Origin of the sequence: Methanolobus psychrotolerans (assembly GCF_002243045.1) — an archaeon.
Classification (GTDB): Archaea; Halobacteriota; Methanosarcinia; order Methanosarcinales; family Methanosarcinaceae; genus Methanolobus; species Methanolobus psychrotolerans.
In genome coordinates this window covers 21218-35618 of record NZ_MBKP01000008.1, presented here as the reverse complement: position 1 = coordinate 35618, position 14401 = coordinate 21218, and the positions used below count along the sequence as shown (strand labels likewise).

The following is a 14401-nucleotide window of genomic DNA, read 5'->3' as shown; positions in this document are numbered from 1 at the left end:
ACATCCCTGCCTGATTAGTCCTACTCTTTATTCATCCTACGCCTGCGGAGGAGGTAAGCACCAGCACCTGCGGCAACAAGGAGCAGCAGCAAGATGTAGACACCCAGTCCATTTTCCTTTTCAACAACCTGATGCTTCAACTGGCGGACATCTACCTGCTGTGTATACTGATTCAGGCCGTTCCTGAAATCCGCGTTAATGACAAGGTCTGCAGGAAAGGAGATATCATTTTCAAGGGCCTTGGCATTGATCTCTATGGTGAAAAGCTCATCCGGATCCATAGAGCCTATGAAATATTCAGCTGGGGAGAATTCAATACCTTCTGATTCCAGTCTTACACTGACAGAGGAAAGCATATTGGGATGGATGTTAGCTACATCGAACTCAAGTGTCCCTGCCCCGTTCTCAAGTACCAGAGGCTTTGAGGGGATTACCCGGATGGAAGATGAATCCACCTTTACAGGTATTCTCCAGTTATTATTGTATGAGTGAGAACTGCCAACAATTGAAAAATCAAGATAGTATGTCCCATCAGGAGTATCTTCCGCTACTTCCACATTGTATGTAAGATCCACTGACTCGCCGGGACCAATGAGACCGTTCCCATAGTAAGTGCCTGTTGTCACTCTTATACCTTCTACCCCATCCAAAGATGCGGATTGTATCCTGGCATAAGTATCGTATTGCTCTCCCCCGATTGTGACGGAATTATCTGTGGCGCTGTTGAGGAGTGTGAACGAGATAGTACCCCTGTCACCTGGCATGAAGACCTCGGGTTCTTTCACTGCATCCCCCATAAGCTGTACAGTTCCTTTACTGTCGAAGGTGTCAGAACCGACCCTTATCTCAAACTCCTTTTTAAACCATGTGCCTCCGGCACTCTCCTGATACCATACTTCAAAGGTACCTGGGCCCTGTTTTGCACCAGCGTCAGTGTAGAGCCGGAATTCATGCACTGCAGCATTGTTGGGTGTCAGTATCCCAATATTGATCTGGGCAGTTTCCGAACTTATTGAAAAAGGATACTCAGGGACCATCCTTACAGAGAGGGAACTGGCTTTTGCGTATCCCAGGTTCTCTACCTTAACCCAGACACTCACATATTCCCCGATCTCTGCCGGGATAGGTTCGTACCTAAGGATGCTTACCTTAAGATCGGCACCATCTGCTGCTGATGCATTCAGCGGTGATAGAAGTGATAAAAATAATAAAGCGATAAAAACTAAAATAGGCTTCTTTTTCCCCAACATACTCTTTCCTCATTTGTCCTCAGTTTTCTTCATTTCCTTAGCCTTTCAGCTCTCAATAACTCCGTCTTTGAGGTGTACGACCCTGTCTGCATATTCCGCAAGGTCCTGGTCGTGTGTTATCATGACTATTGTCCTTCCTTTTTTGTGGAGGGCCGAAAATATCTTCATAATATCATCCCCAGTTACAGAATCCAAGTTACCTGTAGGCTCATCCGCAAGGATGAGGGACGGATCGTTGATCATTGCCCTTGCTATTGCAACTCTCTGCTGCTGTCCACCTGACATCTCCGATGGCTTGTAGTTCATACGATCTTTCAGCCCTACCATTTCAACGAGTTCCTTTGCCTTTTTCCTGGCATCGACGCCGGATTTTCTATTAGCATATGTAGGAAGTTCAACATTCTGGAGCGTTGTAAGCCGCGGAACAAGGTTGAAATTCTGGAAAACAAAGCCTATCTCCAGCCCGCGAAGCTTGGCAAGTTCGGGATCAGAGAGGGTGTTCACATCCTTACCCATTAAAAGTACCTGACCACAACTCGGCCTGTCCAGACATCCTATCATATTCATCAGTGTGCTCTTTCCAGAACCAGAAGGACCCATTATGGCAATGAACTCCCCAGGCATCACCCTAAGGTCCACGCTTTTGAGTATAGGTACATCCATGTCTGCCACATGGTAACCCTTGCAGATGCTGACAAGTTCTATTACAGGAACATTATCCAGGACTTTTAGACTATCGACATTATCTTCAGCCATTGTTTACCCACCCGGAAGCATTCTTAATTATACTACTATTCAGCATTTGGATAAATACTACAATTATATTCATTTCAGGCTTTAAAGTAATTCGGAGCTGAACTTATAAAAATGTATTTTACAGGATTTGCGCAAACCATACAGTTCCGTGAGACAGAATGAACAATTTCCACGTTTAAATAATAAACTATAAATATTGCGGAGTATATGAGTACTTGACTAAATATCGACTGATTTGATTATCAAACATATGACTTGCAGATTTACAACTTTAATGGATGTGGAATGGATGCTGGAAGTATTAACCGACCCTAACGGGTTCTTCAAACGAAAGATTAACGAAGAAACAGAGTGGAAGACACCGCTTATCATCATGGCTGTTTATGCAATAATAGGTGCTTTAAGTGCCTACGTAACAATGATGAAAGTAATGGAGTCACTACCAGAGGAAGCAGCGGCTTTTGCAGGCGTTGGTGCAGTTTTTGGAATTATTGGCGCCATAATTGGCGTTGTTTTCGCATGGGCATTATACAGTGCAGTCTTTTACATAATATCAATGATATTCCATGGAAAGGGAGATTTCAAACGTGTTATGGAATTTGTATCCTACGGCTTTATACCAAGCATATTCGGCTCTATTGTAAGTCTCTACTTCACCAACAAAATGTTATCAGGCATCGATTTTAACATGGATGATCCTACGATGATAACAGAAATGATACTAACAGATCCTTCCATGAAAATAGCAGGAATACTTGGAATCATCTTTATGCTCTGGAGTGCAAACATATGGGTCTTCGGTATCATGTACTCCAAGAATCTGAGTTTCAAGAACGCAGCAATGACTGTGGGAATCCCCATAGGAATATATGTGCTGTACACATTGTACACTCTCAGAATATTTGGTGTATAAGCGTGAAGGAAATTGCAAAAATACTGATTGTGGGCATGATACTCCTGACCACATTTTCATTTACCGGGACCGGAAATACAAATATCAGACCTACAATTTCCCTTGACTATGAAATAGAGCCTGAGGTATTCATGCCAGGTGACATGGGGACCATCACTGTCACTCTGAAGAACATGGCAACCGGGGAGATATATGTAGAAGAGGATAATGAGACACTGGACATGAACGCTTACATTGCCAGTGGAAGCCTCAACGGCAACGGTAATCTGGAGATCCTCGACAAAAGTTACACCAACGTGGGGATGCTTGGCCCGGGAGACAATCTTAAACTCACATTCAACGTCAAAGTTAAAGATAAAGTTGCCACAGGAGTGCATTATGCAGACCTCACCATCATTGGCGGCAGCAACATGTACGACCTCAACTACCGTATACCTGTGAAAGTGGATGACAGGAATCTAAAGATCATAGTATCCAATTTACCCTCAACACTGATGAACGAGGTCTCCAAGATCAGCATAGAAGTAGTAAACCGAAGGCCAAATGATGTTAAAAGTGTCATCGTAACACCCCATTCAGAAGGCATGACCTTCACACCATCTGATTATTTTGTGGGAAGCATCCCCCAGGGAAATAAGTCAACTGCTATTTTTACCCTGAACACCATGTCCTGTGAACAGGAATACAGCACAGTTTCATTTGAAGCATCCTATTTTAATGGAGACAACCTGCATTACACTGAAAACACATCAAAGGATGTCAGGATAATAAAACAATCCCCACTTGTATTCACAGGTATTGAGATAGAGAGCGCAGGGAACAAGTACACCATCTCAGGGGACCTGAACAACTTTGGCACGACGGATGCCAAGAATGTAATGGTGTCAGTAGGCACCCTTGAAGGCCTTGAGCCGGTACAGCCATATGCCAATTACTTCATCGGGACACTGGAAACTGATGACTTCAGTAGCTTTGAGCTCAGTGCCAGGATTACATCTGGCAACATATCTGCAATACCAATACTTATCGAGTTCAGGGATCCTGACAACGCCTACACTGCCACCTCCCAGGAAATATCTATCAGGTCGGGTACAGGAACAGTTTATTCACCTAAAAGTGATGAAGATGAACGTTCTGTAGGCATCTGGCTGATAGCGGGGATAATTACTATCAGTATTGTAGCTGTTATAGGGTATTCGTGGAAAAAGCGCAGGGATGAAGCAGAAAAGGAATCAGAAATAAACGATGAACAAGAGGATGAACACGGAGAAGAGACTCCTGATGAGGACGACCTTATCGACTGAACGGTGCTTACATGCAAAAGGCAAAATCTTCCCCGCATCCTAAAAGTAATACAGGCTCCGCACGTAAATCATACCCCATAGTACAACTGCAGGACGTTAAGCGCATATATACACTGGGAAATAACAAAATATATGCTCTTAACGGGGTCAGCTTCTCAATTGAAAAAAGTGATTTTGTTACCATCATGGGTTCATCCGGCTCCGGGAAGAGTACCCTTTTGAATATGATAGGTTGTCTTGACCTGCCAACTTCGGGTAAGGTGAGGGTCAACAACGTGGACCTCTCAAAACTTGATGATGATGGCCTTACAGCCATCCGAAGGAACAATATTGGTTTCATTTTTCAGCAATTCAACCTCATACCAACCCTCACAGCCATAGAGAACGTTGAGATTCCCATGATATTCAACGGTGCATCAGCTGATAATAGAAGGAAAAAAGCCCTTGAGGCTCTCAAAAAAGCAGATCTTCCGCTGGAATTTGCAGATCACAAACCCAATGAAATGTCAGGTGGACAACAGCAAAGGGTCGCAATTGCAAGAGCACTGGCAAACGACCCTCCGATATTGCTTGCCGACGAGCCTACAGGTAATCTTGATACTAAGACCGGGCACAATATCATGGAATTGCTAAAGGAGCTAAATGCTGCAGGAACGACCGTAATCGTGGTAACCCATGACCCTAAGATGGAAGAGTACGCCCACACAACTATACGTATACAGGACGGGGAGATCATAATATGAAGATCACAGAAAGGCTCCCTTCTATGCTCAAGAACAATATGTATGCTGAGCTGGCAAAACGTAATCTAAAAAGGCAGTCTGTGCGTACCATACTTGCAGCCATCGGAATCATCATAGGAGTGATAGCAATATCTTCCATGGGCATCCTGGGTAACAGCCTGAAGCTATCTGTTACAGATTCTTTCGCAGATATTGGGGATAAGCTCGTGGTCTCACCTGCACCAGGTGAGGACTATATAACCGACCGGCAGGTAGACCTGATGCGAAAAGTAGGGAACATCGAGAGTATAATACCTGTGTCATCCAGCGGGGAAGTGATAGAGTACAGGAAAGACGGGACCACGTTCATGTCCTATGTATCAGTCTATAGTATTGGAAAGGATGACCTGGAGAAACTCGCAAAGCTGGATCAGGGACGATATTTTAAACCAGGCTCTACAGACTGTGTTGTAGGTGCAAGCATAGCCAGTAACCTGGAGCTTACTCCCGGACAGAAGATAGAGATAGATAATACTAAACTCAGAGTTGTTGGCATACTCAGGGAAAGAGGACTCGGATTTGACATCAATACCGACAGTGGTGTGTTCACTTCCGCAGAGATGTACGATAAATTGTACCCCGATGCTGATGAAGGTTATGACACCGTCATAGTCATCGTGAAAGATATAGATAAAATAGATGAAGTTGCTGATGAGATAGAAGAACGCATTAATAAGAAAGAGGAGCTTGTCACGGTCTTTGCCACAAACCTGATAACTGAAAGCCTGGATGACGTGTTCAAGTCCATTTCCCTGTTCCTCATGGGGATAGGCTCCATATCATTGCTCGTTGCAGGTGTGAGCATACTCAATGTGATGCTAATGTCAACCATGGAACGGACAAAAGAAATAGGCATAATGAAAGCTGTAGGCGCTTCAAGAAAGGACATCCTGAAGATGTTCCTGCTTGAGGCATTGTTCCTAGGGGTGATTGCCAGCACTGCAGGAGCAATACTCACCATCGCAGGCAGCTATCTTGTTATGGCTCTGGTGGTAAAGAACACGTCTTACCTCTTTACGTTATCCAGTATGTTCTATGTGATGGAGGGTTTCTTCTTCGGCATAGCCACAAGTCTTGTAGGAGGTATGTATCCGGCATGGAAAGCTTCGAGGATGAAACCTCTGGATGCATTAAGATATGAATAAAAATCCATATATAATGACTATGATTGCTAAAGATAAACACATACGTTTATGGTTTTTGATAGAATTTTATACCATAAGTCATAGATAAAATCGTATTTGCCAATTATTACAATTTATAAGAGATCTATGAAAAAGATTAGTACATAATACTCTCAAAAAGAAGGCTTTGTAGGAATCCTTAATTCTCTTTTTGCTGAACCTCATAGCAGGCATCTACTCTGTACAGAGAACTGACAACCTTGACCCGGTGAAAGCTATAACCACCAGATAACAATGAACCGTTAATGAGTGTTTTTAGTTTTTAGGTTTTTATGCTCCCTATTATACCAGGTTATGCCTTTAAACCTGCAAACAGATACCTTTCTTTTGAGGAACAGGTAATACATTATCTTGAATGCTGCATACAAATGAAAATAAAAATAGAACACCGGTTTTGAGAAAAAGCCCTCTATGTACACGATTTCTTTATTGTCCTCAAGAGAATCATCAATGAATATTACAACACCATCCGTTTTTGGTACTTCAAGAACAGTACCCTGTGGCATCCGCGAACCTATAACAACCACATCTTGTTCCATGCCGTCGGCAGCAAGACTTCCTTCGATAAAACCATAATTGAATATTGTGGGTATAGGAGACAGGAATTCTCTGATAAAACGTGCGCCTTTTTTGTTATATTTGAAAAAACTGTATTTTGGAGTCTCGATCACAATCTTCATGTAACATTATTAATACCGCTTCATAAAAAAACATAGGGGATGCGAACGGGCAGGGGGTTGAATGCACAGGTATGGTGACATTGGAGTGTATTGGAGAGGTACTAAGTATAGACCAAGCAAAATACCCGTTCGCAAGTGTGCAAACTACTTGTTAGAATATATACTTTTCGTATGTATACGAACAAACTATCGTACTTTAGTTAGAAAGACCTTAAATAATCGATCGTTTCAAACCTCCACTCAAACAAGTGCTTATGAACCCTTGAGGATAGGCATAGCAAAATAATATACGACCATACTAAGCTTCACTCACTTGTGGGAAAATGCAAGTTCCACAGCAATAAATGAGTATATAACTGCTTTAACCCTGTTGATATGTTTACTCATGTTTGGCCTTGCCATGATCTTCATACCGATGAAGCCTGCAAAGATAGATACAAGGTAAAAGACTACAAGTGCCTGGATCAGAAACACAGCCCCAAGAAACGCCATCTGCATAGGAACACTTCCTGCGTCTGCATTCACGAACTGAGGTAAAAACGCCAGGAAGAATAGTGAAACTTTGGGATTTAGCAGGTTCATGAAGATGCCTCTCCTGTAAAGGAGGGAAATAGCTGTCTCTTTTACGGTTCCCATGGAAGCAAAACTGCCTTCTTCAAGAATTGCCTTATAAGCAAGGTACAGTAGATAAATAACTCCTGCATATTTGAGCGCTGCAAAAGCAAGCGCAGAACTGTACAATATGGCAGAAACACCTAATGCTGCTGCTGTGGTGTGGAACAATAATCCTGTACACAGACCCGATGCTGTTGACATCCCAGCTTTCATACCCTGGGATATGCTCATGGTGAGGACAAAGATGATATCCGGTCCCGGCAAAAGTGTCAGAGCTACCGAGGCTGCAATGAAGTATAAGAGTTGTACCGGTTCTATCAATTACTCACCTGTTTTCAGATAGTTGAAGCTTGAAAGTTAAATTTCGGATGATTTTGTATATGAAGGCATAATTCTATAAATAAAGCTTCTTATTTATGAACTAACCAGTACAAGACATTATATGATACACTCCCGGAGGAATTATTATCAAAATACAGATACCTTATGGAAAAGAATTCGTTGACCTAGATGTGAAAATACTCCATGAGGTCATTGCACCCAACCAGGTGCAGGTTGGAGATGAATCTGAAATTATCACCGAAGCTTTTAAAAATCCTGTGGAAATGGGATCGCTTGAGGATTTTGTAAAAAGCAGTGATAAGATCCTGATACTGGTAAACGATGCAACCAGACCGACACCCACTGCAAAGGTGCTTGTTAAGATGCTTGATATCCTCAGGGACCATGACGATGTTAAGTTCCTTGTTGCAACCGGTGCACACAGGGGACCCACAGAGGACGAGTTCAGGTATATCTTCGGGGAAATATATGATGAATTCAAATACAGGATATTCGTCCACGATGCCCGCAGGGATGAGGATATGGAGTACCTTGGAGTATCATCAAATGGCACTGAGATGTACCTCAATAAAATGGTGAACGAAAGCAGGAATATTATTGTCATCGGAAGTGTGGAACCTCACTATTTTGCAGGCTATACAGGTGGAAGAAAAGCATTCCTGCCAGGCGTGGCATCATATAAGACTATCGAGATGAACCATAAACATGCACTCTCCGATGCTGCACAGCCCCTTGCCATCAAGGGAAATCCTGTTGCTGAAGATATGGAAGATGCAATGAAAGTCCTTAAAGACCTGAACGTATTTTCTATACAGACTGTCCTGACAGCAGATCACGGGCTGTATGCCATGGTTGCAGGAGACCTTTTCAAATCCTTCGATATCGCAGTAGAGAAAGCAAACGAAGTATTCTGTGCAAAATGCAGTCGAAAGGGCAACATTGTACTTACTGCCGCACCATATCCCATGGATATCGACCTCTACCAGTCCCAGAAGGCGCTTGAAAACGGCAAGCTTGCACTTGAAGAAGGAGGAGTGATCATCCTTGTGTCCAAATGCAGGGACGGTGTTGGTGACGATACGTTCCTGAACCTGCTCTGTTCTGCAAATACATGCGAGGATGTAATGTGTAAGATAGATGAAGGATACAAACTTGGATACCACAAAGCTGCCAAGATGGCACAGATTGGTGTCTATGCGGAAATGTGGGCAATATCAGACCTTGATGACAAAACTATCAGAATGGCAAAACTGCAACCATGTAAGAATATACAGGAAACCTTTGACATGGCAGTGGAAAAAGTCAAAGCACAGGGAAAGGAGCCTTATGCGGTAATCCTGCCACAAGGAAGCCTGACTGTCCCGTTGCTTGAATGAAAAATAAAAGTTGATTATGCGATAATAAAAATGTAGGATTTTAAAGCTGGATTCAGCTTTAAATTTGCATGTAACGTGCTGCTTCACCAAGATCCTCTTCGATCCTGAGGAGCTGGTTGTATTTTGCAGTACGTTCACTTCTTGCCGGTGCTCCTGTCTTGATGAGGTCTGCACCTATAGCCACTGAAATATCGGCAATGGTTGTGTCCTCGGTCTCAGCGGAACGGTGGCTTACTACAACACTGTATCCATTGCGGTTTGCCATGTTAGCTGCATCAAATGCCTCTGACAGAGAACCTATCTGATTCACTTTCAATAGAAGTGCGTTTGCAGCACCCATTTCCACACCTTTTACCAGACGATCGACATTTGTAACAAAAAGGTCATCACCTACGATAAAAGTGTCCCATGCATCATTGGTCAGGGTTGCAAAGTCCTCAAAAGATTCCTCATGGAATGGATCCTCAATAAGGATGATAGGATAGGTTTCTATCAGCTCAAGGTAGTAATCGATGAGTTCGGCCGGTTTTAACAATTTTCCATCTATGGAATAATTGTGACCGTCAAAGAACTCTGAAGCTGCAGCGTCAAGACCAATACTTATCTCGGCTTCTGTGTAACCTGCTTCCTCAATTGCACTTACAAGTGCGTCAAGAGCATCGTGGGTCATTCCAATAGAAGGTGCGTAGCCACCCTCATAGCCCACATTTGTTGCTGAACCGCCATATTTTGCTTCAAGTATCTTGCCAAGTACGTGATACGTCTCAGTGCCCATTCGCAGAGCCTCAGAATAAGAATCAGCACCTTTTGGCTGTATCATGAATTCCTGTATGGAAAGATCATTTCCGGCATGTTTTCCACCATTAAGCACGTTCATTGTAGGAACAGGAAGTGTGTATGCATTGATGCCACCAAGATAACGGTACAGAGGCATGTTCATAGAGTCTGCAGCAGCCCTGGCAACTGCCATTGAAACACCAAGAATTGCATTCGCACCAAGTTCCATCTTGTTCTCAGTACCGTCCAGAGCCAGCATCAGACCATCGATATCACGCTGTTTCCTGACATCAATACCCAGTAATTCGCATTCTATGGTGGTGTTCACATTGTCGACCGCATCAAGAACACCTTTTCCCCTGTAACGGTCTTCTTTATCGCGCAACTCAATTGCTTCATGAGTTCCCGTGGAAGCCCCGGAAGGAACACTGGCCCTGCCGAATCCACATGAAGTATAGACATCCACTTCAACTGTAGGATTCCCTCTGGAATCCAGAATCTCACGTGCGTGAATCTTCCTTATCTTATAACTATTGTCATCATCAATATACGGCATCCTATTCCACCTTTAGCTTATTATAACACCTACTTTGCAATTACCGTATATATTGTTACCGTTCACATCTTTATATCAAAGTAAAATTACTCTGTCAAAATAACGTAAAGAAATATATCCACACAAATTATATAAACTTAAAAGTATTATAGTAATCAAATGAAAAGCATTGATATTGATCTTTTAAGCGGAAAAGGTTATGAAATAATCGAACTTCTGCAAGGACTGGATGTACCCAGAACCGAGGCCATATCCATTGCTTGCCTGGTCTGCGGAGGAGAACTGACATCACAAAATATTGAACAGGCCTCAGGCCTCAGACAGCCAGAGGTCAGTATAGCTATGCGTCCTTTAAGGGAAAGAGGATGGATCGAAGAGAGGAGCGAGAAGAAAAACACAGACAAAGGAAGACCTGTGAAATATTACAAACTTATTGTTCCATTCGAAGTAGTTGTCAAGAATTTTGAATCTAAAGCCCTTAGAAAAAATATGGAAATGGTTGAAGCCCTTGAACAACTCAAGGAGCTCAGCAACACTAACCAATGAACTGCCATATATACAAATTAATTTGTATCAGAAAAAACGACCGGTGCAAAGCCTCTTTTAGAATCAAATACCCTGCTTGCGCATATGCCTGATATTTCCATGATGAATATCTCGACAACCATGAAAACTTCACTTTTTCCCCGCAAACAACCTGCCTTAACAGATTCACCCCTTCCTGCAGCGGAATGGAGATGTATCTTGGGTTTTCCCTCTTCCCGGAAGATATTGCCAATACCTATGAGCTCATGAGCATCGTTGATTTGTATCCACCTGGGATCAGGAGGAACGTCATTGGTCTTTGGACCTACAACAAGATGTGCTTCCTTCACAGCCCCAATCATAATGAACATAGCTGATCTTATATCTTCTAAAACAGCCAGCCCTTCAAGCTCTGAGAGAATATCATCCCCATGATCAAGACGGACTGTAAATACCCTTCCGATGTTTCCTTTTTTATATTGCATAAATTCACCATTCTACAGAATCTGCTGAGACTTTCTTATATCAACCATCAATTATTAAGATCATGATCATTGTATTCAATGTGAATCTAGAAACAATACCTTGTATTACGCCATCATAGTTTTTATTAAGTTATACAAAGACTTGTTTTGTAGAATAGACGCAATTTACCCACCTGTTTCATTTGAAAGAAAGAAAATTCCCATTAAATATTTGATTTGATGTGGGTTTGAAACAGTGGCCTTCTTACTTCAGCTTGATAAAATATGACAAAATGGACTTCAATAAGATGGGTCCATTCCGTCAATCTGTGAGAATGCACGATCAACTTCCTTTACATTGGCTACACGATCCTTCTTATCACGTTCCTGCTTAATAGCATCCACAGCTATCGCATAGAGGCTCTCAAGTTCAGACGCAGATTCAAGTGTCAGTACTGCCAGTACTTGCGGAAGCTCACCATCCCTGACAATAATACCTTTAAATACGTGACCTACAGCACTTGATAATTTTTCTACTTCTGTAGAGATCTCATCAATGCTCAAACGCTCCCTGTCACCCCTTATAATAATCATGGCCCTGCTGGCTTCTTCATAAACATCGGTGGAGAACAACAGGCCTGAAGGTGAGAGAGCTTTCTGGATAGCACCTCTGACTGGCAATTCTGATTCTGCTTCATAAAAACCAATAGTTGCAAGTCCTGCACCACCGCTCATGACAGTCTTGAAGTCACCAAGATCAGTAACCATCATCATTTCACTGTCAAGTGCATCAAGCAGGAAAAGGATACGTCTGGCAATCATATCATTGATCCCATTGTATGCGGATTCTACATTGCCCCCCATTTGTTTGAGATACTGATTGTCGGCAAGTATAATACCGTCTGCACCACTTTCACGGATATCCCTGAGGCAGAAGGCAGCATTCTGAAGATAAAGTGTACCCTCTTCCCTGAAAGGAAGAACAACTAGGGCATAAACCGGATAATCATATTTTTCCTTAAGCTCCTTTACAAGCATGGGAGTGAAAGAAGAACCGGTTCCGCCAGATGCGGATGTCATGACAAAACATACATCAAAGTGACCTCTTTCCTCAATCTGCCTCATGATGTGGGTCTTGTTTTCATCAAAAACATGCTTACCCACATTCCGGTTGGCTCCGACGCCATGCAGATGAGGAATGTGTATCCTGTCTTTTGCTTTTGTGAATTTCATCTCCCTGAGATCATTCACTGCAGTGTTAATAGCAATTGTTTGCACATTGCTTTTGTATTTTTGCTGGGAATAGAACTTGGCAAAGCGGCTCTTTTTACCAAAAGCCTCCCTGTTAATGGCATCCAGTATACGGTTTCCGCATTGGCCATTCCCAACGATGAGTATGTTGAGCAATTAATTCCTCCGAATGATAATATAATTATACTCTGATAAATCTTATGATTGGTTCCCTTAAGTGTAAATCTCATATCAGAACTTATATTGTTTGTGCCTGTAAAATATCCATCCGGCTATAGCTCCGATTATAATTAAAGGTGCCGCGTACATATATAAAGGCTGCTCAAAAAGATAATCGTACTTCCCTTTAGTAACATATATGCTGTTAGTAACTGAATCAGAACTGACCTGCTGTAATTGAGTATCAACGCCATTGTTAAAAAGATAACTGATCTTGGAAGATATAGTATAGGTGCCTACATCTGCTGCCTTTAAAGTGAAAGAGATTTCTTTTTCCTGCTGAACACCAAAAGATTCTAGATATATAGTAGGAGTACCGGAAATTGTTTCTATCCCCGAGCCACCTTTAAAATCCAGTCCATCTGGCACCAGGATACTTACTGTAACTGCCGTTGCCGGAGTATCACCGTTATTCTTAATCTTGATAGTACCCTGAATATCATCATTCCTGTTGACTGTATATTTATCGAGGGTTGTTGTAAATTCAAGCTCGGCGCTTACAAGGCTCTCACTAGCCCCAACTGTAACAACGGGGGAATTGGAAGATGCCTGGGGAAATTTCAGGCTTGCTGTGTTTGAGAAGCTTGCCGTTGTGGGCAAAAGTGGATACGTGCCTGATTCCGTAGCCTTTAACTGGTAAACAAAGAGAGTCTTGGATTCACCAACATTAACTGTTGTCTGGCCAGTATGAGTTACAAAAGTGTCATATAACACGAATTTTGCCTGTTGCGGATCCTGAAAAATAACATCCACTGCCCTATCATCACCTATATTCTCAACTGTCACAGTGACGCGTACAAGATCGCCTACACCAATCTCGGATTTATCGACAGTCTTTGTGATCTTAAGATTGGGAGTCCCAGAATACGTTGCGTACTTATGACCACCATCGACAATATCATTCATATAGATATCTGAAATTTTGTAATTGGAAATAACTATTGAAACCCTGGCCACAGGAAGAGTACCACTACCAACAGATAAAAGTGTGACCTTTACCTTGGCATCGCCCTCAAAATCAAATTCAAATGAATCACCCGTACTGAGAAGGAATTCTTTTACTTTATTGTTGTTATTGTACACATAGAATGATGCAGTGTTTGCATCAGAGAAGACATCCGTAACATCTATTACGTAATTGTTGATCTGGTATCCGTCCCCCATTTCTATAGTCTTATTATACAATTCTACTGTCGCAGAGGCATTTCCGGCCAATGCAAGACAAAAGAAAACCATACACGCAGAAATAACAAGCAATCGATAAGATCGAACCATATTTTCCTCATAAAATCAGAATTTGATTTTGTTTTTCAGTTAAAATACACAGTTTTTGATATAAATCTTATGATTATACCTGATTTTAAAATTTGCGCCGAAACTGTTGCCTCTTAGAAACTAACATCCTCA

General features: G+C 42.2%; 14 protein-coding genes. 6 read left to right on the top strand and 8 right to left on the bottom strand.

Annotated features, from left to right (window positions below; translation table 11 throughout):
- Nucleotides 1-20: 20 nt before the first annotated feature.
- Both BB781_RS04410 and BB781_RS04405 read right to left on the bottom strand, forming a co-directional pair.
- The gene (locus BB781_RS04410) at nt 21-1250 is read right to left on the bottom strand and encodes a COG1361 S-layer family protein (protein ID WP_094227288.1); all 1230 of its coding nucleotides are present in this window, start codon (nt 1248-1250) and stop codon (nt 21-23) included.
- A gap of 45 nt (nt 1251-1295) precedes the next feature.
- Nucleotides 1296-2006, bottom strand: coding sequence for an ABC transporter ATP-binding protein (locus BB781_RS04405; RefSeq protein WP_094227287.1), 711 nt, complete (start codon nt 2004-2006; stop codon nt 1296-1298).
- Nucleotides 2007-2295: 289 nt separating this feature from the next.
- Here BB781_RS04405 and BB781_RS04400 point away from each other — a divergent pair, with 289 nt between their 5' ends.
- Genes BB781_RS04400 through BB781_RS04385 form a run of 4 tightly spaced genes read left to right on the top strand, consistent with a single transcriptional unit; the run spans nt 2296 to nt 6150 of the window.
- Nucleotides 2296-2919, top strand: a complete 624-nt coding sequence (locus BB781_RS04400; protein ID WP_094227350.1) for a YIP1 family protein — start codon at nt 2296-2298, stop codon at nt 2917-2919.
- A gap of 2 nt (nt 2920-2921) precedes the next feature.
- Nucleotides 2922-4223, top strand: a complete 1302-nt coding sequence (locus tag BB781_RS04395; protein ID WP_242492523.1) for a COG1361 S-layer family protein — start codon at nt 2922-2924, stop codon at nt 4221-4223.
- 11 nt (nt 4224-4234) lie between these two features.
- Entirely contained in the window at nt 4235-4966 is a 732-nt protein-coding gene (locus BB781_RS04390) for an ABC transporter ATP-binding protein (protein WP_094227286.1), read from the top strand.
- Nucleotides 4963-6150, top strand: a complete 1188-nt coding sequence (locus BB781_RS04385; protein WP_164997771.1) for an ABC transporter permease — start codon at nt 4963-4965, stop codon at nt 6148-6150. The genes BB781_RS04390 and BB781_RS04385 overlap by 4 nt, the downstream gene beginning before the upstream one ends.
- A 281-nt stretch (nt 6151-6431) precedes the next feature.
- On the opposite strand, the gene BB781_RS04380 is transcribed toward BB781_RS04385, so the two are convergent.
- Nucleotides 6432-6869 carry an inorganic diphosphatase gene (locus tag BB781_RS04380; RefSeq protein WP_094227285.1) on the bottom strand — a complete coding sequence of 146 codons (438 nt, stop codon included), beginning with the start codon at nt 6867-6869 and terminating at the stop codon, nt 6432-6434.
- Nucleotides 6870-7178: 309 nt separating this feature from the next.
- Nucleotides 7179-7805, bottom strand: coding sequence for a LysE family translocator (locus tag BB781_RS04375; protein ID WP_094227284.1), 627 nt, complete (start codon nt 7803-7805; stop codon nt 7179-7181).
- Nucleotides 7806-7945: 140 nt separating this feature from the next.
- On the opposite strand from BB781_RS04375, the gene larA reads away from it, so the two are divergent.
- Nucleotides 7946-9202 carry a nickel-dependent lactate racemase gene (larA, locus tag BB781_RS04370; RefSeq protein WP_207205239.1) on the top strand — a complete coding sequence of 419 codons (1257 nt, stop codon included), beginning with the start codon at nt 7946-7948 and terminating at the stop codon, nt 9200-9202.
- A gap of 58 nt (nt 9203-9260) precedes the next feature.
- On the opposite strand, the gene eno is transcribed toward larA, so the two are convergent.
- The gene (gene eno, locus BB781_RS04365) at nt 9261-10535 is read right to left on the bottom strand and encodes a phosphopyruvate hydratase (RefSeq protein ID WP_094227282.1); all 1275 of its coding nucleotides are present in this window, start codon (nt 10533-10535) and stop codon (nt 9261-9263) included.
- A 159-nt stretch (nt 10536-10694) separates the two neighbouring features.
- Between eno and BB781_RS04360 the strand changes: the two genes are divergently transcribed.
- The gene (locus tag BB781_RS04360; RefSeq protein ID WP_094227281.1) at nt 10695-11081 is read left to right on the top strand and encodes a transcriptional regulator; all 387 of its coding nucleotides are present in this window, start codon (nt 10695-10697) and stop codon (nt 11079-11081) included.
- A 17-nt stretch (nt 11082-11098) separates the two neighbouring features.
- Here BB781_RS04360 and BB781_RS04355 read toward each other — a convergent pair whose 3' ends face one another.
- From BB781_RS04355 to BB781_RS04345, 3 genes are all read right to left on the bottom strand, one after another.
- A complete protein-coding gene (locus tag BB781_RS04355) occupies nt 11099-11545 on the bottom strand; it encodes a PPC domain-containing DNA-binding protein (protein WP_094227280.1) in 447 nt (148 codons plus the stop codon).
- Between the two features lie 279 nt (nt 11546-11824).
- The gene (locus BB781_RS04350; RefSeq protein ID WP_094227279.1) at nt 11825-12931 is read right to left on the bottom strand and encodes a hypothetical protein; all 1107 of its coding nucleotides are present in this window, start codon (nt 12929-12931) and stop codon (nt 11825-11827) included.
- Between the two features lie 75 nt (nt 12932-13006).
- Nucleotides 13007-14269, bottom strand: a complete 1263-nt coding sequence (locus BB781_RS04345) for a BatD family protein (protein WP_094227278.1) — start codon at nt 14267-14269, stop codon at nt 13007-13009.
- Nucleotides 14270-14401: the final 132 nt, after the last annotated feature.